Source organism: Nocardiopsis sp. YSL2 (assembly GCF_030555055.1).
GTDB lineage: Bacteria > Actinomycetota > Actinomycetes > Streptosporangiales > Streptosporangiaceae > Nocardiopsis.
Window position 1 is genome coordinate 4,210,272 of the sequence record NZ_JAMOAO010000001.1, and the last position, 20,188, is coordinate 4,230,459.

Annotated in this window: 19 protein-coding genes; 7 read left to right on the top strand and 12 right to left on the bottom strand. The window is 71.2% G+C overall.

The genetic code is table 11. From position 1 onward, the window contains the following. The first annotated feature begins 205 nt into the window (after nucleotides 1–205). Nucleotides 206–748 carry a hypothetical protein gene (locus M1P99_RS18625; protein ID WP_304453875.1) on the top strand — a complete coding sequence of 181 codons (543 nt, stop codon included), beginning with the start codon at nucleotides 206–208 and terminating at the stop codon, nucleotides 746–748. Nucleotides 749–1,354: 606 nt separating this feature from the next. Next, nucleotides 1,355–2,284, top strand: a complete 930-nt coding sequence (locus M1P99_RS18630) for a nitroreductase/quinone reductase family protein (protein ID WP_304453876.1) — start codon at nucleotides 1,355–1,357, stop codon at nucleotides 2,282–2,284. 64 nt (nucleotides 2,285–2,348) lie between these two features. Here the strand turns inward: M1P99_RS18630 and M1P99_RS18635 are convergent, their stop codons facing one another. From M1P99_RS18635 to M1P99_RS18675, 9 genes are all read right to left on the bottom strand, one after another. Continuing rightward, the gene (locus M1P99_RS18635) at nucleotides 2,349–3,263 is read right to left on the bottom strand and encodes a type II secretion system F family protein (protein ID WP_304453877.1); all 915 of its coding nucleotides are present in this window, start codon (nucleotides 3,261–3,263) and stop codon (nucleotides 2,349–2,351) included. A gap of 10 nt (nucleotides 3,264–3,273) precedes the next feature. Then, nucleotides 3,274–4,206 (bottom strand): type II secretion system F family protein, encoded by a 933-nt coding sequence (locus M1P99_RS18640; protein ID WP_304453878.1) that lies wholly within the window; start codon nucleotides 4,204–4,206, stop codon nucleotides 3,274–3,276. Nucleotides 4,207–4,355: 149 nt separating this feature from the next. Next, a complete protein-coding gene (locus M1P99_RS18645; RefSeq protein ID WP_304453879.1) occupies nucleotides 4,356–5,681 on the bottom strand; it encodes a CpaF family protein in 1,326 nt (441 codons plus the stop codon). Between the two features lie 105 nt (nucleotides 5,682–5,786). Then, nucleotides 5,787–6,158 (bottom strand): TadE/TadG family type IV pilus assembly protein, encoded by a 372-nt coding sequence (locus tag M1P99_RS18650; RefSeq protein ID WP_304453880.1) that lies wholly within the window; start codon nucleotides 6,156–6,158, stop codon nucleotides 5,787–5,789. Then, nucleotides 6,155–6,541 (bottom strand): pilus assembly protein, encoded by a 387-nt coding sequence (locus tag M1P99_RS18655; protein ID WP_369696585.1) that lies wholly within the window; start codon nucleotides 6,539–6,541, stop codon nucleotides 6,155–6,157. Before M1P99_RS18655 ends, M1P99_RS18650 begins: the two co-directional genes overlap by 4 nt. Before the next feature lie 91 nt (nucleotides 6,542–6,632). Continuing rightward, nucleotides 6,633–8,039: an AAA family ATPase gene (locus M1P99_RS18660; RefSeq protein ID WP_304453882.1), complete on the bottom strand. Its 1,407-nt coding sequence runs from the start codon at nucleotides 8,037–8,039 to the stop codon at nucleotides 6,633–6,635. A gap of 3 nt (nucleotides 8,040–8,042) precedes the next feature. After that, on the bottom strand, nucleotides 8,043–8,813 hold the full coding sequence (gene cpaB, locus M1P99_RS18665; RefSeq protein ID WP_304453883.1) for a Flp pilus assembly protein CpaB: 771 nt from the start codon (nucleotides 8,811–8,813) through the stop codon (nucleotides 8,043–8,045). Between the two features lie 65 nt (nucleotides 8,814–8,878). After that, a complete protein-coding gene (locus M1P99_RS18670) occupies nucleotides 8,879–10,063 on the bottom strand; it encodes a hypothetical protein (RefSeq protein ID WP_304453884.1) in 1,185 nt (394 codons plus the stop codon). An 827-nt stretch (nucleotides 10,064–10,890) separates the two neighbouring features. Beyond that, nucleotides 10,891–11,292, bottom strand: coding sequence for a MarR family winged helix-turn-helix transcriptional regulator (locus M1P99_RS18675; RefSeq protein ID WP_304453885.1), 402 nt, complete (start codon nucleotides 11,290–11,292; stop codon nucleotides 10,891–10,893). Nucleotides 11,293–11,378: 86 nt separating this feature from the next. On the opposite strand from M1P99_RS18675, the gene M1P99_RS18680 reads away from it, so the two are divergent. Both M1P99_RS18680 and M1P99_RS18685 read left to right on the top strand, forming a co-directional pair. Further along, a complete protein-coding gene (locus M1P99_RS18680; RefSeq protein WP_304453886.1) occupies nucleotides 11,379–12,890 on the top strand; it encodes an MFS transporter in 1,512 nt (503 codons plus the stop codon). Nucleotides 12,891–13,074: 184 nt separating this feature from the next. Next, nucleotides 13,075–13,518 (top strand): YkvA family protein, encoded by a 444-nt coding sequence (locus M1P99_RS18685; RefSeq protein WP_304453887.1) that lies wholly within the window; start codon nucleotides 13,075–13,077, stop codon nucleotides 13,516–13,518. A 120-nt stretch (nucleotides 13,519–13,638) separates the two neighbouring features. On the opposite strand, the gene M1P99_RS18690 is transcribed toward M1P99_RS18685, so the two are convergent. Continuing rightward, the gene (locus M1P99_RS18690) at nucleotides 13,639–13,788 is read right to left on the bottom strand and encodes a hypothetical protein (protein WP_304453888.1); all 150 of its coding nucleotides are present in this window, start codon (nucleotides 13,786–13,788) and stop codon (nucleotides 13,639–13,641) included. Nucleotides 13,789–13,867: 79 nt separating this feature from the next. On the opposite strand from M1P99_RS18690, the gene M1P99_RS18695 reads away from it, so the two are divergent. Beyond that, on the top strand, nucleotides 13,868–14,446 hold the full coding sequence (locus tag M1P99_RS18695) for an SNF2-related protein (protein WP_304453889.1): 579 nt from the start codon (nucleotides 13,868–13,870) through the stop codon (nucleotides 14,444–14,446). A 5-nt stretch (nucleotides 14,447–14,451) separates the two neighbouring features. Here the strand turns inward: M1P99_RS18695 and M1P99_RS18700 are convergent, their stop codons facing one another. Both M1P99_RS18700 and M1P99_RS18705 read right to left on the bottom strand, forming a co-directional pair. Continuing rightward, the gene (locus tag M1P99_RS18700; RefSeq protein ID WP_304453890.1) at nucleotides 14,452–14,961 is read right to left on the bottom strand and encodes a hypothetical protein; all 510 of its coding nucleotides are present in this window, start codon (nucleotides 14,959–14,961) and stop codon (nucleotides 14,452–14,454) included. Between the two features lie 553 nt (nucleotides 14,962–15,514). Next, entirely contained in the window at nucleotides 15,515–17,530 is a 2,016-nt protein-coding gene (locus M1P99_RS18705; RefSeq protein WP_304453891.1) for an acyltransferase family protein, read from the bottom strand. A gap of 363 nt (nucleotides 17,531–17,893) precedes the next feature. Between M1P99_RS18705 and M1P99_RS18710 the strand changes: the two genes are divergently transcribed. Together M1P99_RS18710 and M1P99_RS18715 are read left to right on the top strand one after the other, a co-directional pair. Next, nucleotides 17,894–19,030: a hypothetical protein gene (locus M1P99_RS18710; RefSeq protein WP_304453892.1), complete on the top strand. Its 1,137-nt coding sequence runs from the start codon at nucleotides 17,894–17,896 to the stop codon at nucleotides 19,028–19,030. A gap of 451 nt (nucleotides 19,031–19,481) precedes the next feature. Continuing rightward, nucleotides 19,482–20,156, top strand: coding sequence for a TetR/AcrR family transcriptional regulator (locus M1P99_RS18715; protein ID WP_304453893.1), 675 nt, complete (start codon nucleotides 19,482–19,484; stop codon nucleotides 20,154–20,156). Nucleotides 20,157–20,188 lie beyond the last annotated feature (32 nt).

A 20,188-nucleotide genomic window follows, 5' to 3' on the forward strand; every position in this document is an offset into this window, starting at 1 on the left:
GTCGTTCCGTGCCCCTGTCGTGGGCGGCGGGGATCCGCGGGCATGCCTGGAAGGTCCGAGGGGTGGTGGGGAGTTCGCGCCGAATGCCGTACGGTCGTGGTGGTCTGGGTGGATTGCGGCCGGAATCCTCCATGCGGCACCGGCCGACCCGCTCTTCCCCCCGATCACCCGACTCGCGGTTCCCCCCTGACTGAGAGAAGTGACGATGAGCCTCATCAAGACCCTCACCCGCCGTGTGACCGTGACAGCGACGGCCGCACTGCTCCTACCAGCCCTGGCAGCGGTCCCCGCGAACGCGGCGGCGCCGTCCGGGGAGTCGGTGGAGGAGGTCGAGATCCTCGTGACCAACGACCACGAGATCCTCGAACTCGGTCCCGAAGAGGAGTACGAGGACGTCGAGGCGTACCTGGAGGAGAACGCCGACGAGGCCGAGGACGCCGGGGGATCGGGTGTCTCGACCCTGGGAACCGGTCTGGGCTACATCAGCAGCGGCACCCTGAAGATCGTCACCTCGAACTGCTCGGCGGCCCGGGTCTCCTACTCCAAGAGGAGCGGAGCCACGATCTCGGTCCGGTTCCGCGTGCACGGCAACAGCGGCTGGTCCTCCATGCCGTCCTCCTGGCGCAGCGTGAGCAGCGGGGGTTACACCTCGGCGTACTTCTCGAGCACGAGGAACTCCCGGCTGCGTGGCGAGATGCAGGTCTCCGGCCAGGGGAACTTCATCACCACCTACGCCCCCTGCCGCTGATCGGCGGTCGGGGTCGCCGGTCGGCCCGCCGGATCGGGAAGCCGCCCGGAGCCGGCGCCCGTGGTCACGGCGCGGGAGCATGCCGCGTTCGTGCGTAGGTGAGGCGCCGCAGCAACGCCTCGGCCGGACCGCGGCGTCCGGCGCACGGCGCAGGGCAGGAGCACCGGTCTTCTCGACCCTTGTGTCCACGAAGCCGCTGAGATCGAGCGCCCGACCCATGGCACGGGCGGGACTGTGGTCGTGAGGTCTGGCCCCACCGCCGGCGTTCGTGTACGTTGTTCGCGTGTCGCGTGCCTCCGACCAGAAGCAGTGGGCCGGTCGGTGGGCATGGAGGCACCATGAACATCCGGGGAGCCGCACTGTGAGTACACACACCGCGCACCGCATCTGAGCCGGTGGCGTGGCCAGTGACCTGTGCACTGTGACCACGTCCTGACGCGCCGACCCTTCGCGGCCTCCCCGAATCCACGGACCTGCCGGCCCTTCGTGTGCCCGGGACTCCCACGCCTCACCCGCGCTCCGCACCCCTGTGTGCCGGGTCGCCGCGGGTGCCTTCGGGGCGGTCGCGCCATCCGCACCATGAGCGATCACACCCGAAGGAGAACATTGACCCAGAACCCGCAGGCCCCGACCGAACCGCACGTCAGCGACTTCAACGCTCCCGTCGTGGCGGAGTTCCGCGCCGACGGCGGCCGTGTCGGCGGCATCTTCGAGGGCGGTGACCTGCTGTTGCTCACCACCGTCGGCGCCCGATCCGGAGCGAAGTACACGACCCCGCTGGGATTCGTCCGCGTCGAGGGCCGGCTCCTGGTCGTCGCGTCCGCAGGGGGGTCCGACCGCCACCCGGACTGGTACCGCAACGTCCTCGCCCACCCCATGGTCACCGTGGAGCTGGGTACCGAGACGTTCGGTGCCGTCGCCGTGCCCACCGAGGGCACGGACCGGGATCGCCTGTTCGACGAGATCGTGCGACAGGTCCCGGGATACGGCGACTACCAGAAGGGGACCGACCGGATCCTGCCGGTCGTGGCACTGGAACAGCGCTACGACGAAGGCGCCCAGGTCGCCACCGACTTCGCCGAGAAGCTCGTCGAGATCCACGCCTGGCTGCGCGGCCAGCTCGACCACGTGAGAGCGGAGGCCGAGGCCTACCTCGCTGACCGTGCCGAGCGCTCGGACGGCTCCGTCCCGCCGGCGCCGGGACTCAGCCTGCAGCTGCGCCAGCACTGCCTGGCCTTCTGCGAGTCGCTGCGCTTCCACCACGACAACGAGGAGCTGATGTTCCCGCGGTTGGAGGAGGGCGACCCGGACCTGGCCCGGACTTTGGACCGGTTGCGGGAGGAGCACCGCACGGTCGACCGGCTCCGGGGTGAATTGGAGGCGCTCATCGCAGACCTCGCCACCGCTGACCCGGAGCGGTTCCGTTCCGAGCTGGACCGGATGTCGGCGGAACTGATCGCCCACCTCGACTACGAGGAGGCCGAGCTGTTCCCGGTGCTGTCCGCCATCCCCTTCCCGCCCGGAGCCCCGGCCTAGGGTCGGTATCCGGCACCCGGGGCCTGGCCGCACGTGTTCGCCGGGCCCCGGGCCGGTGCGGCGGCTAGCCGCCGAGGATCGCGCCGATGTTGACCTCGGTGCCCAGGAACATGGATCCGACGATGAGCAGCAGCAGGCCCGGCAACAGGGTCACCGCGGTCACCATCGTCACCCTGGGGTTCATCCGCTGGGCCTTGCGCCGCATGTACTGGGCGTCGGCCCGCCTCATGTCCAGGCTGATGTCCACGAGTGTGTCGCTGAGCGGGGATCCCAACTCCTCGGCCTGCTGGATCGCGGTCACGAACTTGCTCAGCGCCTCGTTGCGGTTGCGCCGACGCAGGGTCTCGAAGGCCTCCCGGCGGGACGTGCCCAGGTCCATCTGTTGCAGGACCAGCGCGAACTCGTCGGCCAGCACGCCCGGCATGGACTCCGACACCCGGGCCACCGCGGCCCGGAAGGACATGCCGGCACTCACCGTCACCGCGAGCACGTCCAGGAAGTCGGGCAGCTGCGACTGCACCTGGTCGGCTCTTTCCTGGCCCTGCACGTAGAGGTTGAGATCGGTCAGCCCGGCGAAGGCCAGCACGATCAGTCCGATCAACGGGTTGCCCGCGACGAACATCAGCACGCCCACCGTGCCGTACAGGGCCACCTCGCCGACCTTGCGCTGGAGGTAGCGCTCCAGGGTCAGGCCGTCGGGGCGGCCCGCCGCCTCGATCCGCTCGGAGATGGACCTGCGCCGCCGTTCCCCGAGGGAGTCCATGATCGAGGGTGCGAGCGGCCGCCCGAGGGCCTCGGTGATCCGGTGCAGGATGAAGGTCTGTTCGCTCTTGGTCCGCGGCAGGTGCGCGGTGGGATCGCTGCCCGGCACACGGGTGTGGGACATGACCATGTACAGGCCGTAGCACGCGGCCAGCACCACGAGCGCGCCGGCCAGCGCGGCCACGAGGGGGAACAGGAAGAGCAGGTCGTCACTCACCAGGGCCTCACTACAGGTTGAACTTGGTGATGCGCGACACCAGGACGAAACCGAGGGTGAACAGGGCGGCCACGGTCAGGAGTACCGCGATGCCCGCGAAGGACGTGGTCATCACGCGCATGATGCCCGGCTCGATCGCGTTGATCATGAACAGCGCACCCACCGACATGAACCCCAGGGCCCACACGGTGCTGGTGGTCTCGCTGAGGATGGTCTGCACCTCGCGTCTGGTCTCCTTGCGGTTCTCCAGGGTGGCGGAGATGTTGCGCAGGGCCGTGACCAGCGAGCCGCCGGAGCGGGACGCCACCACCAGGGTGGACACCAGCACACCGAGCTCGCGCGAGGGCATGCGCTCGCGCAGGTCGTTGACGGCGTCCTCCAGGCTGGCGCCCAGCTTCATCGACTCGGCCATGCGGCCCAGCTCCTCGCCCGCGGGGCCGTCCAGCTCGTCGGCGGCCATCGAGATCGCCGTCGGCAGGGCCAGGCCCGCCGACGTGGCGTTGCCCAGGACCCGGGCCAGGTCCGGAAGCTGGGAGGTGAACTCCTCGCGCCGCTTGGACTCGGCCCGGTTGAGGTAGGAGAAGAACAGGAACGCCACGCCTGCCGCGGCCAGGAGCCCGAAGAACGGGGCGAGCACCTGCCAGACGACGATGACCGCCAACAGGGAACCGCCCAGCAGCGCTCCCACGAACGTGGACAGCCGCACCTCCGCCCCGGAGCGGGCGATCCGGCGGTGCAGTCGCGCGCCCCACTGGGTGCGGTAGATCGCCGCGTCCAGCCGCGCGGAGGGGGTCGCGGCCTCGTACTCGGCCTGGGCCAGGGCACTGCGGGAGGCGATCAGCCGCCGCTGCTCGGCACTGGACACGAACTCCCACAGAGCCCACAGGGCCAGGACGAGGACCAGGGCGAGACCGCCGAGGATCGCCATGATCTGCCAGTTCAACGGGGACTCCATTCGGATCGGGGGGAAGTGGGTCGTCCGGTCGGGGGGGGGGGGGGCGGTTGTCGGCCGTTCGGGTGGTGGCGCCGCATCGCGCGGAGCGACCTGCGCAGCGATGGCGGCTGACCGGGGCGGGCATCCGGGGGCACCCCTCAGTGGCCGCCTCTCAGCCGGTCGTCGCTGACCACGCCGAACGCCGCGGGAATGGTCTCGCCCACGTGGTAGATCCGCCCGGCGATGTGCCGGGGCAGGGGATAGTGGCGGAACTCGCCCTCGACGGCCCGGTTGGCGGCCATGGGAAGTGCCTCGAACAGCATGACCGGGTCCAGCTGGAACTCCTCACGGCGGCGGGAGGAGACCACGGCGATCTCGTTGACCCGGCGTGATCCGTCCGGCCAGCGGCCCAGGTGCACGATCGCGTCCACGGCGTTGTTGATCTGGTCGCGGATCGCGTCGTAGGGCACGTGGCCCTCGCTCATGGTGGCCAGGGTCTGCAGGCGGTAGATGGCGTCGTCCGCGGAATTGGCGTGCACGGTCACCAGGGAGCCGTCGTGGCCGGTGTTCATCGCCTGGAGCATGTCGATGGTCTCGGCGCCGCGGACCTCGCCCACGATGATGCGGTCCGGACGCATCCGCAGGGCGTTGCGCACCAGGTCGCGGATGGCGATCTCCCCGCGCCCCTCGATGTTGGGTGGGCGCGACTCCAGCCGCACCACGTGGTCCTGCATGAGCTGGAGCTCGGCGGAGTCCTCGATGGTGACGATCCGCTCGGTGGTGGGCACGAACGCCGACAGGGCGTTGAGGAAGGTGGTCTTGCCGCTGCCGGTACCGCCCGACACCACGATGTTGAACCGTGCCCGCACCATCGCCGCGAGCAGGATGCCGGTGGCGGGGTCGAGGCTGCCCATCCGCACGAGCTCCTCGACGGGATAGGGCTTGGGGAACCGCCGGATGGTGAGGATCGGTCCGGACAGCGACAGCGGCGGGATGATGACGTTGACGCGCTCGCCGGTGGGCAGTCGGGCGTCGACCATCGGCGACGACTCGTCGACCCGGCGGTTGACCAGCGACACGATGCGGTCGATGGTCTGGTAGAGCTGTTCCTCGCCGTTGAACGCCGCGTCCACCCGCTGCATGCGCCCGCCGCGCTCGATGAACACGTTGTCCGGCCCGTTCACCATGATCTCGGTGACGGTCTCGTCGGCCAGCAGGGGCTCCAGGACGCCCAGCCCCAGGGCCTCGTCGACGACGCGGCGGATGAGCAGGGAGCGCTCGCGTTCGGACATCACCGGGCCCTCGCGGGTCAGGATGTGCCCGACGACCTTCTCCAACCGGACCCGGCGCTGGGCCAGGGTCAGCCGGGTCAGGTCCTCCAGGTTGATCTCCTCCAGCAGGCGCCGGCGCCAGTGCGTCACGCTGCTGCTGTCCGTCCGCCCCTCGGCGGCGCGGTCCTCCTCCAGACGATCCTTCAGACCCATGGCCTGTGTCCCCCTTCCTCGGAGCGTGTTCGTCGGGTGCGCGCCCGCTCGTACGGCACCCCCGCGACCCCCTCGTCGCGCGGGCCGGCGGGCGGCCTCCCGTCCTCACACATCGGGCATGTCCACGCGTCGGGTCAGTGTGAGGTCGAAGCCCGCCGCGGAGAAGACGATCGGCAGCGGGTGGGAGACCTCGACGTAGAACCCCGCGCTGTCGTTGGCCGCGGCGGTGACGGTGGCGTCGTCCAACCAGGTCGGCAGGGCCGCGCGCGCCTCGGCCTCGGCACCGCCGAGTTCCTGGGTGCCCGCGACCCGGGCCCCCGCACGCGCCGCGGACTCCAGGCGCTCGGCCGCCACGAAGGCCAGGAACGCCTCGACCGCGACCACCGCGGTGATGAGCAGGATGGGGAAGATCGCGGCGAACTCCAGCAACGGGCCGCCCCGGTCGGCGGCGCGCCCGCGGACGCGTAGGACGCTCACGGGGCCACCTCCCGGTTCCGGACCTCGGGCGGGGACTCCTGCGGCGGCTGGTCCTGGCCGGGCACGTCTTCCCGGGGCGCGACCTCGGGCACCACACCGGCCTCACCGGTGACGTCCCACGGCCCCGCGGCACCGGGCAGGAATATGGGCATGGCCAGGGTCACCTGCGCGTAGCGCCGCCCGTCGCGTTCGACCACCGCCACGGTCATCACGTCCTGGCCGTCCCACGGGGAGCGGACCCTCTTGCGGGCCTCCTCGTCGATACGCGCCGTATCGTCGGGGGTCACCGCGGCCTGGCGGGCGGCCTCGGCCGCGCCGTGCGACGCGTACATCGAGGTGAGGCCGAGCAGGAGGACCTGCCACACCAGGGCCAACGCCAACATGAGGAAGGGCACCGCCGCGGCGAACTCCACGATGACGCCGCCGCGGTCGCTCCCGTGCCGACGTTCTCGCGGCCCCTGAGCCGGTGGACGCTCAGCCACCGAACCCACCGGGACCTCCGCCGGAACCGGGGGCCCCGGGGACCGGCGGGCCGGGGCGGCCCGTCGGGGGCACGGGCCCGCTGCTGTCGGACATCCGGGCGGGTGCTCCGGAGCCGTTGAGAAAACCGGAGACGTCGCGGGTGGAGGGCTGGGGTTCCGCGCGTGCGGCGAGCCGGGCCGTCAGGCCGCCGGGCGGTGTGGGACCGGACCCGCCCTTGCCGCCGCCGCCCGGCTGGGCGGGCGCGTTGAGCAGGTCCAGCTCGGAGGCCAGGCGCGCGAACGCCTTGCGCAGCCCCTCGTCGGTGACCTTGGAGGGGTCGCCGTTGTTCTCACCGGGCTCCAGGGCGCGGTAGGCGGCCGGGACCGGCGTGCGCAGCACCTTGGTGCCCAGCAGCTGCTGCAGGAAGTCCGGCTGGATCTCGTTCTTGCGGCTGTGCCGGGTGACGAGCGAGAACACGTCCTCGTGGGCGCGGATCTGCAGGCGCTCCCACATGGCCATCAGGCGCTGGGCGCCGCGTAGCGCCGGGACGTCGGGGGTGACGGTGACGACCGTGCTGTCGGCGAGTTCGACGGCCATCGCCGTGGCGTCGTTCATGGTGGAACCGCAGTCCACGATGACCAGCTCGTACCGGGAGCGCAGCGCCCCCAGGACACGGCGGGTGGCGCGCGCGTTGACGTCCTCGCCGCGTTCCCCGTGCTCGGGGGCGAGCAGCACGTGCGGTCCGCGCGCGTCCACGTACAGGGTCTCGGCGAGCATGCCCGGACTGATGTCGTCGCCGGCGTCGGCCAGGTCGCTGATGGAGCGGCGGTGGCGCAGGTTCAGGAAGGCGGGCAGGTCACCGGTCTGCAGGTCCAGGTCGACCAGGCACACCACGCGGCCGGCGGCCGCGGCGGCCATGGCCAGGTGCACGGCGCAGGTCGTGGTGCCCACACCGCCCTTGGCGCCGCTCAGCGCGACGATCCGGCCGCGTACACCGGAGGCGGGCACGTCCAGCGACGCCGACTCCAGGTGGCGGCGCAGGGTGCGCGACCATTCGGCGGCCTTGCCGATCCGGGTCTCCAGTTCGGCGATCCCGGAGTCGTCGGGGAGTACTCCGCGGGCGCCGGACTCCATCGCGCCGGTGAAGGTGTCGGGGTCCATCGTGGGCGAGACCAGCAGGATGGCGAGCTGCGGGTGGCGGTGGGAGAGGTCGCGTATGGCGTCGAAGACCGGGGCGGGGCCCAGATCCTGGTGGATGAGGACCACGTCGATCTCCGGGTACTCCCCGGCCGCGTCGAGCAGAGCCGACGTGGTGGACCGGGTGGCCACGAGGTCGGTGGTGCCCAGCTCCTCGAAGCGCGCCGCCAGGACCATCTCCGTTTCGGAGTTGGGCATGCCGGCCAGGACTCGGAAGTTCAACGTCTACCCCTCTCGCGGCGCGGGCCGCTGGTCGGTCGGGTCGGTCCCTCCGGAGGTGTTGTCGAAGAGCTCGTCGAAGTCGCCGCTGCAGAACTCTGCGTCGCCGGGCGCTCCCCCGCCCTCCGCGCTCACCAGGGCCAGCCGGAGCTTGGTCGCGAAGTCCTCGGCGTAGGCCAGTTGGAGCGCCGAGGACGGCTCCAGGCGGAAGGTCACCGGGACCACCCCGGAGACGCCGCCGCCCTCGTCCTCCTGGGTGCGCAGCTCACCGATGTCCAGGACCTCCACCTCGGTGATGACGCGCACGGCACAGGCCTCGCCGTGGTCGCGGGGCTGGAAGGTGCCGTAGATGTCCACGACCGAGCCGCGCCTGACCTTGCCCGCCACGCCCGTCTCGGCGTCCACCATGATGGCGATCTCCCGTTCCCCGTCGGTGAGCGTCGGCTGCGGCTGCACCATGCCGCGCTGCAGGTAGACGCCCTCCTCCAGATGGGTGGAGGCGACCAGCTGCTGGTCGGCGGGCAGGTCGATCTCGCTGAGGTCGGTGATGAACACCTCGGGGTCGAAGTACTGGCTCGGCACCTCCACGCGCTCGACCGAGTCGGCGTCGACGGCCTGGTAGGCGTCCACGTCCTCGGCCAGGCGCAGGACCGTGGCGAAGGAGCCCAGCCGGTCCTGCTGGGCGCTGAGGTAGGTGAACACGGACGCGAACACGGCGACGGCACCGAGGGCGGCCACGACCATGAGCAGGACGCCGCGTCGCTGACGGGGGTTCATGTGGGGTATCCGTTTCCAGTGTCGTCGTGGGCCGTGGGGGCCGGTGGGTGGTGCCGTGTGCGGCCCTAGCGGGAGTAGGTCCGGGGGATCTCGGGCAGGGGCGCGCGGCCCGTGGGCGGAGGCGTCCCCTGCGGTCGGCCGGGGGATTCGGGCGGGTGGGCCGGTGGGGCTCCGACGACTCCGTTGGAGGGGCCGGCGGTCCCGGTCCGGGGCCCGCGCAGGGGGTCGGGGACCGGTTCGGGGACCGGCGCCGGTGCCGGCCGTTGCCCGTTCGGTGCCGCCGACGCTGCGGCGGTGTGTCCGCCGTCCGGGGGCCCGTCGACGGTTCCCCCGCTGCGGGGAAGGTGCCCTGGGGGCGGATCCGGCGCGGGGCGCGGGGTGGACGTGCGCGCGGGCGTCCGGGTGGAGTTGGCCGCACAGAACGGGCAGGGTTTGCCGGACATGGGCTCACCGCACCAGGAGCAGGAGGAGGCGCGGATGGAACCGGCGGCGTAGGCCAGGGCCTGGGGGTGGGCGCTGAGGGCGACGAACTCGACGTACTTGGATGTTCCCCAGTACACGGGGCCCAGGGGTTGGACGGGCAGGGTGCGGGTCGCCACGGGCTGGATGGCCTGTGGCAGGTGGTCGTCGAAGACGCCGGTGTGGGCCGGGTCCGGTGTGGAGCACAGCAGTTGGACCGGCTGGACCGGCCGGAAGGGCAGGGTCGCTGCGACGTCGGCGGGCCGCATGCGCTGGACCTGCTGGGTCGGCGCGCAGTAGGCGAGGAAGGACACCGAGGGTGCCAGGGAGCCCACGTGGTGCTTCAGCGTCGTGGGGATGGTGGACAGCCCCGCGACCGTCCGCAGCCAGGCTCCGGCGAGCAGGTGCCTGGGCAGTTCGCCGCACAGGGCGGCGACCATGCCGGGCTGGAGGTAGGGAGCGAGGTAGGCGAGCTGGTCGGCGACCAGGGACAGGGCGAGGGGCGAGAGGTCGAGGGCGATCCCGGCGATGTGGTCGGTGCGCAGGGAGCCGCGGGCGAAGTTGATCGCCCGCTCGGCGTCGTTCGACCGCCAGGCCGGATACAGCGCGACCACCTTGCGACCCGCGTCGGTCTCGTGCCGGGCGAAGGCGACGAACGCGGTGCTGCGTTCGCCGATGCCGTCACCGTGCATCGCGAACCGCCGCGCCCGGACCTCGCCCACGTGGCCCGTGCTGGGGATGTCCGCCAACAGGGCGACGGTCGACGCCGACCGCGGTAGGGCTGTGGACACTGGGCAAGCTCCATCGGTTCTGCGCGCTGGGGAGGGGTTCTGTGGACCGGAGCGGCACCTCGCGGGCTGATGTGACACTCGGACGCATCGTAACGAATGTGTGCCCGAGCGCGGGAGGGCTCGCGTTTGTCACGACCTGGCGGGTGTTCGGGCGGAGGGCGGGGGCCGGGACGTCCGGTGCGCGGGGGCGCGGTGAGGGGCGGGGCACTGCGGTGCTGGCCGAGCCGGTTCGGAACGCGAACGCGTTGGCGTGTGCACCCATCGTGGGGGTCTGCTCGCGCTGGCCGTATGTGGCCAGGGGGTGGACAAGGTGGGGTTGGGGTGTTCTGTGCGTACTTGAGTTCGTTGTGTGGTGATGGCACGCACATGCACTCCCGTCCCTTGTTCGTCAGTTGTCGTTCCCACCTAAGGATGCCCTTCTGCCACCCGGGTCACCAGGGGCGGAGGAAATCTGTGGACAACTCGATGGGGGCGGCGCGGCCGCGCGGCCTGCGAGAGCGGTGCACTGGTGGTCTGGTGTGACTTCTGAGTCAGGTGGGACACCTGGGACCCCGGGCGGGACGGGCGGAGCACGGCCGCGGTGGCCCCAGGGGTGCGCGCGGCACCGGGGGGCGGCGGGAGGGTGTGGCACATCACAGTCGCGGGAGGTTCGGTGCGCAGGGGTGGGCGGGGCCGCCCGAGGTGCCGCGGGCGGCGAGCACGGCAGGGCCCGGGGGCAGGGGGAGATGGGTCCGCCCGGGGTGGGCGTGGGAGCCGCCGACGACGGGCTCGGGGGCGGTCGCCCGTTGCGGCTCTTCCTCGGAGGGCGGGGCGCGGGCGTTGCCGGGTCAGGCCCGGGCGCCGTGTGCTCCCAGGTGTTCGGCGAGCACGGCCCGGTGGGTGGGCAAGGCCTCGGCGTGGACGCGCCGGCCCTCCTCGGTGGGTGTCACCGCCACCGATCGGCGGTCGTCCGCGCACATCGAGCGCATGACCAGTCCGCGCTTCTCCAGGCGCGCCACCGTGCGGGACAGGGCGCTCTGCGTCAGGTGCGTGGAGGCGAGCAGCTCGTGGACGAGCCGCTTGCGCTCGGGTGCCTTCATCAGCAGGTCCAGTGTCTCGAACTCGCTCAGGCCCAAGCCGTGCCGCTGGCTGAGCTCGCGCTCCAGCGCGCACGCGGTGCCGTGGTAGCACGACAGCAGCTGCCGCCACTGTCCGGCCAGGTCAGGGTCCGGGTCCGCCATCTGGAACATGCCGGGGAGTTTAACATGCGATGACATCATATGCACACTCATTTAATGCTTGGACATTAGATGCGTGTGCATGTAATGTCCCCGGCATGTCCACAGCACTGAACCGACCCGCGACCTCGCGCGGCCCGGAGCCCGACGGCTCCCGCTGGTCCCCCCGGCTCTGGGGCCTGCTCATCGTCCTGTCCCTCGCCCTGTTCCTCGACGGCCTCGACGTGTCGATGGTCGCCGTCGCGCTCCCCTCCATCGGCGCCGAACTCGGACTCTCCACCGCCGCGCTCCAATGGGTGATCAGCGGTTACGTGCTCGGATTCGGTGGCTTCCTGCTCCTGGGCGGGCGGACCGCCGACCTCCTCGGCCGCCGCCGCGTCTTCCTCATCGCGCTCGGCGTCTTCGCCGCCGCCTCCCTGATCGGCGGGCTGGTCGACAGCGGGACCCTGCTCATCGCCAGCCGCTTCGTCAAAGGCGTGGCCGCCGCCTTCACCGCACCGACCGGACTGTCCATCCTCACGACCACGTTCGCCGAGGGCCGCCAGCGCAACCGGGCGATGTCGGTCTACACCGTGTTCGGTGCCAGCGGCTTCTCCTCCGGCCTGCTCTTCGGCGGCCTCCTGATGTCCCTCGGCTGGCGCTGGACGTTCTTCTTCGGCGCGCCCTTCGCCCTGGTGGCCCTCGTCGCGGGACTCGCCCTGATCCCCAAGGACAGGCCCGACGTCCGCGGCGGCTACGACCTCCTCGGCGCGGCCGCGCTGACCGCCACCATGCTCCTGCTCGTCTACACCGTCGTCACCGCGCCCGAGGCCGGATGGACGCACCCGGTCACGATCGCCTCCTTCGCCGGGGTGATCGCCCTCATGACCCTGTTCGTGTGGGTGGAGAACCGTGTCCGCCACCCGCTGGTCCGGCTGGGCATCCTGCGCAGCGGAACCCTGGTGCGGGCCAACGTCGGCGCGATCGCGCTGATGGGCAGTTTCATCAGCTTCCAGTTCCTGCTCACCCTGTTCCTCCAGCAGGCGCTGGGGCAGACGCCGCTGCAGATGGCCCTGTCCCTGCTGCCCGCCGGCATCCTCGTGGTGCTGAGCGCACCCTTCGCCGACCGGCTCATCAGCCGCTTCGGCACCCCCAGGCTGATCGCCGCCGGTCTGATCGCCCTGTCCACGGGCTACCTGCTGTTCCTGCGCGTGGAGCCGGAGTTCGCCTACCTCGGCATGATGCTGCCCACCGCGCTGCTGCTGGGCGTCGGCTTCGCCCTCGCCTTCCCGGCGATCAACGTGCAGGCCACCGCCGGAGTCCACGACGACGAGCAGGGACTCGCGGCCGGTCTGGTTCAGACCTCCGCCCAGGTGGGCGGAGCGCTGGTCCTGGCCGTCACCACCGCGATCATCGCCGTGGACCACGCCACCGGCCAGGGCGCCGCGGGCGGGGCCGAGGAGATGCTCGTCCAGTTCCGGCCCGCGCTGGTCTTCGTCACGGCCGTCGCCCTCACGGGCGTGCTGATCGCCCTGTACCCGCTTCTGGCGCGGGGACGTCGGGCCGCGGGTGCCCGGACGGCCGCCGACGCCGAGGCAGCGGACCGGCTGGCGGAGAAGGCGGGAGTGTGAGCGGGCCCGAGTGACGGCGGTCGCGCCCCAGCCGTCCGTCGCCCCACGGCTTCCACGGCTTCCACAGGACGGCCTGCGGCGACGATCACTCCTGTCCGCGGGGTTGACCAGTGGGTCCGGGGGAACGAATCAGAGTGACTTCGCGTCATATCTTGAGAAGTCACACCCCCTGAGGAGAGCGACGATGCGCAAGGAAAACCGTTCCGCGGCGGGTGCGGCCGCCTGGCAGGTCATCCAGAACACCGACAGCCCCGTCTCGGTGTGGCAGCGGGCCGGCGCCGTCCCGCGCATGCTCGGCGCCAAGTTCCGCGGGCGCTACCAGCAGCTCAGCGGGGGCAAGCTGCTGGGCATGCTCGTGCTGGCGGTCTACATCGTCTCGCCGATCGACTTCGTCCCCGAGCTGTTCGTGCCGCTCCTGGGGCTGGCCGACGACGTCGGCGTCGCGGTGTGGCTGACCACGATGGTGCTCGGTGAGAGCGAGCGCTTCGTGCGCTGGGAGCGCGACGTCCAGGCACAGCAGGCCTTCCAGCGGGCCAACCCGCCCGGGGCCGGGCCGAACGGCGCAACGGACCCGAGGGCCGAGGAGCCGGGGACCGCCGACGCCCGAGCCGACCGTCCGCGGCACTGACCGTCACCCGTCAGGGGCCCCGCGAGACCCGCGTGGGCCCCTGCCGCGTTCCGGGACCGGCTGCTCGTCATGGGCCCAGCCGCGCCCGCCCCAGTGCTGGCACAGACAGGTGGGAAGCCGTCAGAGAAGGTGCAGACCATCGCGTCGTCGCAGGAGTTCACTGGTGGTGAAGCCGAGAGGGGCCTTGTTCAGGGCGGCGTGTGCCACGGGCGGCAGCCCTGCGGGAACTCCGCCGGTGCCCGCCTCGCCCTTGATGATGAGCACAGCCACGGCTTGTCCTTGGGGCCGTGGACGGGCCGACGGCGTAGAAGGTGCTCCAGCGCTTGCTCGCGCCAAGGGCCGCCACGCCGTGAAGCTACAACTCGCCGATGACCCGATCCAGATCTTCCCCCGGGCGCTGTCCATGCCGCGCACCAACCTGCTCATCGCCGACGACGTCGGTCTGGGCAAGACGATCGAGGCCGGTCTGGTCATACAGGCGCTGAATCTGCGCCACCGGGCCCGCACTATGCTCATCGTCTGCCCCGCCGGGCTCACCACGCAGTGGCACGACGGGATGCGGGACAAATTCGGATTGGAGTTCCGGTTGGTGGTGGACACGGCCCTGCTGCGTCGGCTGCGCCGTGAGCGCGGGCTCTGCGCGAACCCGTGGACGCACTACCCTCGCCTGATCGTCAGCATCGACTGGCTCAAGCGCGAGTGCCCCCGCCGACTGCTGCGGGAGATCCGCGGGGAAGTCACCGTGGGCGAGGCCTCCGAACTGATGGAGTCCATTCGGCTGTCAGGCATGCGGTTGCCCTTCCCGAAGCGCGGTTTCGAGCACTGGGCCCGGGCCAAAGGCCTGTTCGGCCAACGGCGCGCTTGGTGCGCAGCACCCAGGTTCACATTCCGTTTCGACCGGACCCATGTCGCCTTCATGGAAGCCTGACAGCATTAGTGCTGATTTTTATCGATTTCGGAAAGTGATTGCTCGCTCAAATTTGACATCGGCTTCAGCTGTCTGCACTTTTCTGGATCTTTCTTGGGTAGGGAGTAATGCCCGATCTCGATGAATCCAGCAGGGCTCAGGTTCACCATGCTCCCCCTTTCGTAGATCAAGATAAGTGGCTCGAAGGGGTTTCGGTGATCGGAAAGCCTGCTTTCACGGTCCCGCAGGGCAGCGAAGTGCAAGGACCACTCAATAGTCTTGAACGTATAGAAAGTTCCGCCTTCTGGGATGGAACTGAGCGCTTCCTGTACTCTCGTTTCGGGGGCGCGAAAATCCGGAACTACACTCTTTGCGATATCGTAGAACGGCCATTCGGGCGCCTTGAACTCAGCGGCCCAAAGTGCGGCTCTCCTGAGGTATTCCTGGAAAAGGCGGACCTGGGACCTCTTTGAGTCGGAAGAGGAGTCCCATTCAATTGACCTCGTGCGGTCGAGAGATTCTTCGAATTCACTCATTTTTTCGATGCTCATTAAGAACAGAACGGGAGATTTCCTCGATCTCGGGCTTTCCCCAGTCCTCTAGATAGTGCCCAGGTCGGGATCGTACATCCAGGGCACGTCGGCCCAGGCCTGATCAGGGCTGGGCACTGTGCCGAGACCAGGAGCCGGACGGCCCCCACCTGGTCGCCGAGCGAAGGCAGCACGTGGCCGTGGCGCACGACCGGGCCCGAGTACACCCGCTCGTTCATGGGGAACAGGCAGGCGTCGCCCTGGGGGGTGACGGGCCAGATGCGCCAACAGCTCGTGGATCTCGGGCAGGGCGGGCACGAAGGTGATGGCCGTGGCGACGTGGTTGGTGGCGTGGCGCAGGTCGCCGCCGTCCAGCACGAGCCGGGCCATGCTCAGCTCGCCCTCGGCCTCCAACCGAGGATCGGCGGTGCCCTCGTGTGCCTCGGTCAGGGTTCTCCGTCTGCCTGGGTTCGGGACGCGTCGTAGGGTTGAAGCACCTGAACCCTGCCAGGTTCCGGGCGTCCCGAACCGCGCGGGTCGGCGCGTACGCCGATCCACGCTAGGCCAGGGCCGCGTCCACGTGCTCGCCGAGATCGCCGGTGAGCATCCCGACGTACGTGCTGGTGATGTGGTGGGAGTCGCGGTAGACGACCACGTTGCCGATCGCCGCTGGGCAGGTCCCGTCGACGCAGAACCGGTCGCTCAGGTCCACCAGGGTCACCCCGTCGCCGGTGTCCGCCGCGGCCCGCTCCTGGGGGTCGTCCCGGATGAACGCCTCGTCCGCGGGCAGCGCGCACGCGGACGGGTCGTCGCCGTTCAACTCCAGGCACTCCGTCACGTCGGTGCGCGTGCGCGGGGTGTCGCGCACCGCCACGAGGTGTCCGCTCACCTCCAGCACGTCCTTCCACAACGCGCTCATCCCGGCGGCGATCACCTGGTGGTCCTCTGCCTCGGACACGCTCTCCACCGGGCCGTTCATCACCGACGAACTCGTCACGACCAGGTCCGGACGCAGCTCGCCCAGCTCGTCCACGACCGCACGGTTCCACTGCCGGCACTCCGTGTACGCGCCGCCGTCGGGCCGCCGGATCAGTGTGTCCGTGAACGCGCACGAGGACTTGGTGAACACCGCCACGCGCCAGCCCCGCTCCTCCGCGAGCCGTTCGAGCGCCGGGAACCACTGGGCGCTGTGCGAGTCACCCAGCAGGGCGGCGGTCCGACCGGCGTTCTCGGGGCCGTAGACGCAGGGGTCGGAGGGGTCGCTGTCGTTGTGCGAGGCGTGGCAGTCGTCGTCGTACACGACCGGGATGTCGTCCTCGGCCGTGACCGGCGGCGGGTACAGGGCGGCCGATTCGGGCGCCGACGCCAGGTCGAGGGCGGCGGGCCCGGTGTGCACGGCCGGGTCGAAGGCGACCGTCGCCTCCCGCTCCACGCGCAGGAGGGAGGCCCCGCCCACCACCGACGCCGCCAGCACGCTCGCCGCGACCACGACGGCCGCGTGGCGCACGTTCGGCACCAGCCGCCGGTCGCGGACCGGGTCCTCCACCCAGACCTTCGTCGCCCACGCCAGCGACAGGGACGCCGCGGCCGCCGCCACGATCCCCACGGCACCCAGCCGCTCCTGACCGGTCACCGCCAGCAGCAGGATGATGACCGGCCAGTGCCACAGGTACAGCGAGTAGGAGATGTCGCCCACCCAGCGGGCCGGGGCCGAGCGCAGCGGCGCCGAGGCGGGGACCCGGCCGGCGGCGATCACGGCCACGGCGCCCAGGACCGGCAGCAGGGCCGCCCACCCGGGGAAGGGCGTGGCGTCGTCGTACAGCACCGCGGCGGTCACGATCGCGACCGGTCCCGCGTAACCCAGCGGTCGGCGAAGGTGCTCGGGCAGGTCCCGGTGGGCCATGAAGACCGCCAGGAGGCCGCCCGCCGCCAGTTCCCAGGCCCGCGTGGTCGGCAGGAAGTAGGCGCCTGAGTCACCGCCGCCGGTCAGCAGGACCGAGCAGAGCAGCGACGCCGCGAACACCGTCCCCAGGATCGCCGCCAGCACCCCCGTGCTCTGCCGCCACCGCCAGGTGAGGGCCCACACGACGAAGAGCAGCGGCCACACCAGGTAGAACTGCTCCTCCACCGACAGCGACCAGAAATGCTGCACCGGGCTGGGCGGCACCTCGGCGGCCAGGTAGTCCACCGCCTGGCGGGCCAGGTACAGGTTCTCGACGTAGACGGCCGAGGACACCAGCTGCCAGGCGGTGTCGGTCAGGCGCGATCCGGGCAGCACGGCGAACGCGGCCGCGCCGGTGACCACCAGCACCACCGTGGAGGCGGGCAGCAGACGGCGGACCCGGCGCACGTAGAAGCCGCTGATCGAGACGCGGCCGTGGGCGGTGACCTCGCGGTGGAGCAGCGACGTGATCAGGAAGCCCGAGATCACGAAGAACACGTCGACCCCGACGTAGCCGCCCGGGAGGAGGGACGGATCCAGGTGGTAGACGAGCACGATCAGGACGGCGACGGCGCGCAGGCCTTGGACCTCGGGACGGAAACGGCGTTCGGCCCTGGCTGGTACGGCAAGCATGCGGTGGACTCCGGAGCGGATTCGGCGTAGAGGAAGGGCCGCGGGGGAGTCGGCCACGGAAGCGATGAACTGATCCTGTTGTGTTCGGACGATCCGCGGCGACCACCAAGCCGACTCGGCGGACGGAGTTCGCGCAGTCTGATCCCTTCGGTCACGCTCCCTTGGCCGGGAGTTCGCCTTCCCGTCGATTCGGGATCCGGCGGAGCGCTGCGGACCGAGCGGTTCGTGGCGCACGCACTCGGGAACTCCGGCACACTGTCGGTACGGACACACCCGGTCGGCCGTGCCGCGTTCCCCGCGCGGCCGCGTGCGCGACCCCCTCCACCGTGTCCGGTCACCCGCTGTGCCCGGTCCCCGTCGGCCGTGCCGCGAGAGGAGGCCCCCGTCACTCCCTTCACCCCCGTCCCTCCCGTCACCAGGGCACGCCTCGTGGCCGTCGGCGTCGTGGTGGTACTCCTCGTACCCCTCGCCCTCTTCCCGATCATCGGCCGGTGGACCCTGCTGTGGGTCCCGCTCGTGCTGCTCGCCGTGTCCGCCGCCGTGCTGCGCGCGAGGGCCCATGCCCAGGCCAGAGCGCGCTCCGGCGCCTTCGGCACGCGGTCGGGGGACACGGCGCCCGAGACGACCGGGCCGACCGGACCGGACCGGCCGGCGGCCGGTGCGGGCCGACGGATCCGGCCGGTGGCGCTGCCCAGTGCCGTGGAGGACTACGACCTGGTCTTCTCCGGGGTCGTGCACTGGCGCTGGAGCGGGCACGTGGACCTGAGCCTGCGCAATCCCCTCGCCCCGGCCGTGTACGCGGTGGTGACCAGGGCCGCCGAACTGGCCCGCGCCACCGAACCGGCCGACCACGGCCTCGCCGAGTGCGAGCTGGCGGCACGGTTGGCCGTGGAGACGGCGGTCACGGGGACCGGGGTGATGGTGTGGGCGCAGGACGTGGAGCTGCGACTGCCGGACGAGGACGCCGAGCGGTTGCGCTCACTGGCCGGACTGCGCAAGGACCGGGAGGTACGGGACGCGGTCCGCGCGGTCGGGGCCGAGCGGGTCGGGGCGGCCACGGGGGCGCCCCTGCCGGACCTCGGCGGGACCTCACAGGAGGCTTCGGACGGCGGCGCCGCGGTTTCGTTCGACCCGCGGGCTGTCGGGGGCCGGCTCGTGGCGCGGGAACCGCACGGGGCGGACGATCTGGACGACCTCGATGATCTGGACGACATCGCCGGGCTGGACGGGCCCGGGCCGGGCAACGACGTCGACGACGAGGGTTTCGAGAGCTACTGGTGGCCCGCCGAGACACCGGGCCATGACGCCGCCGAACGGGACGTGCAGGTCGCGATCATCCGCGGCCTCATCGACTCGGTCGACGAGGGCGCGGGGCGGCTGGAGTTCGCCCGCGCGCAGCTCGACGTGCTTGCACAGGGCGGGTTCGACGAGGTCGCGCGCCGGATCCGTGAGGTCGTCCCCGAACTCTCCGACGAGCCTTCCCCCGGAACGGATCCCTGACCGTCCGGTGGGCCGCCCCAACCCCGCCCCGGTGCGTCCGCCGGGGCGGGGTTGGGGCGGACGGTGGTCCGGCTCCACGCTCAGTGCGGTGCCCGCACCGCGGGCGGTGACCCTGTGCAGGAGGCTCTGGACCTCCTCAGGAGGCCCAGGGCCTCCTGGAGCAGCGACCCCGGATCCGGCCTGGGAAGGGGAAGGCCCTTCACGCCCCTCCCTTCTGCGAGACGTCGTCGATCCATATACGCCGGACCCGGTCGGAGTCCGTGAGCCCCTGATCCCCGCGCCGCAAGGGCCGCGGTGTCCAGCCGACCACCGCGGGCCCCGCGGTCGTTCACGCTCCCACCGCCTCACGGGCACCGGGGAGCGGCTCGGGCGGGGCGCCCCGATGCGGATGTGACTGGTTGCACTGAGTGCGTCGTTGCACTGGGTGCAATCACCCGCCTAGCCTGGCGCTATGGCAGACCAACAGCGCCCGCCCGTACCGGATCGCCGGGAGGCGCTCAAAGCGCGGCACCGCCGGGCCATCGTCGTCGCGGCGGCCGAACTGATGAGCGAGATCGGCGGCACGGACTTCACCGTCGACCAGCTCGCGGCGCGGGCCGACGTCTCCCGCCGTACGGTGTTCAACCACTTCACGACGGTCGACGACATCACCGTCGAGGTCTTCCAGGAGATGCTCGGCGCGGTCCTGGACAACGTCGACGCCAACTTCGCCGCGGCGGCGGCCGAACATCCCGACGACACCTCGATGTTCGACCAGCTGGCCGGGGCCCTGCGTGCCACCGACCTGGTCGCCACCACCACCGAGCTCACCCGGATCTTCGGACCCGACAGTGACCGGCTCAACGCCCGTCAGGCGGTGCTCTTCGAGCGTGCGGTCAGCGACCTCGGCGTCCGGATCGCCGCCATCACCCTGCGCCACCACCCCGCGGCCGATCCGCTGGAGGTCGACCTGATGTGCGGCGCCCTGGTGGGCGGAGCCCTCGTCGTGGTCCGCCACTGGGAGCAGAGCACCGGGGGAGTCGACTCCGCCGAGTCCCGCCGCGTCTGGGACGAGCTCCTGGAACGCATGATCTCCGTCAACCGCGCCGGGTTCGGGGCCCTGACCCCCCGCACCGGCGCTTCCTGAGCCCACCGCTCACCCCACCCACTCCGTTTGCA

Bases quoted from the DNA above. Each gene is read 5' to 3' on its own strand.
- M1P99_RS18625 (WP_304453875.1), top strand. From the start codon at position 206: ATGAGCCTCATCAAGACCCTCACCCGCCGTGTGACCGTGACAGCGACG.
- M1P99_RS18645 (WP_304453879.1), bottom strand. From the start codon at position 5,681: ATGGGTCTGAAGGATCGTCTGGAGGAGGACCGCGCCGCCGAGGGGCGG.
- M1P99_RS18655 (WP_369696585.1), bottom strand. From the start codon at position 6,541: ATGTTGGCGTTGGCCCTGGTGTGGCAGGTCCTCCTGCTCGGCCTCACC.
- cpaB (WP_304453883.1), bottom strand. From the start codon at position 8,813: ATGAACCCCCGTCAGCGACGCGGCGTCCTGCTCATGGTCGTGGCCGCC.
- M1P99_RS18675 (WP_304453885.1), bottom strand. From the start codon at position 11,292: ATGTTCCAGATGGCGGACCCGGACCCTGACCTGGCCGGACAGTGGCGG.
- M1P99_RS18680 (WP_304453886.1), top strand. From the start codon at position 11,379: ATGTCCACAGCACTGAACCGACCCGCGACCTCGCGCGGCCCGGAGCCC.
- M1P99_RS18685 (WP_304453887.1), top strand. From the start codon at position 13,075: ATGCGCAAGGAAAACCGTTCCGCGGCGGGTGCGGCCGCCTGGCAGGTC.
- M1P99_RS18700 (WP_304453890.1), bottom strand. From the start codon at position 14,961: ATGAGTGAATTCGAAGAATCTCTCGACCGCACGAGGTCAATTGAATGG.
- M1P99_RS18705 (WP_304453891.1), bottom strand. From the start codon at position 17,530: ATGCTTGCCGTACCAGCCAGGGCCGAACGCCGTTTCCGTCCCGAGGTC.
- M1P99_RS18715 (WP_304453893.1), top strand. From the start codon at position 19,482: ATGGCAGACCAACAGCGCCCGCCCGTACCGGATCGCCGGGAGGCGCTC.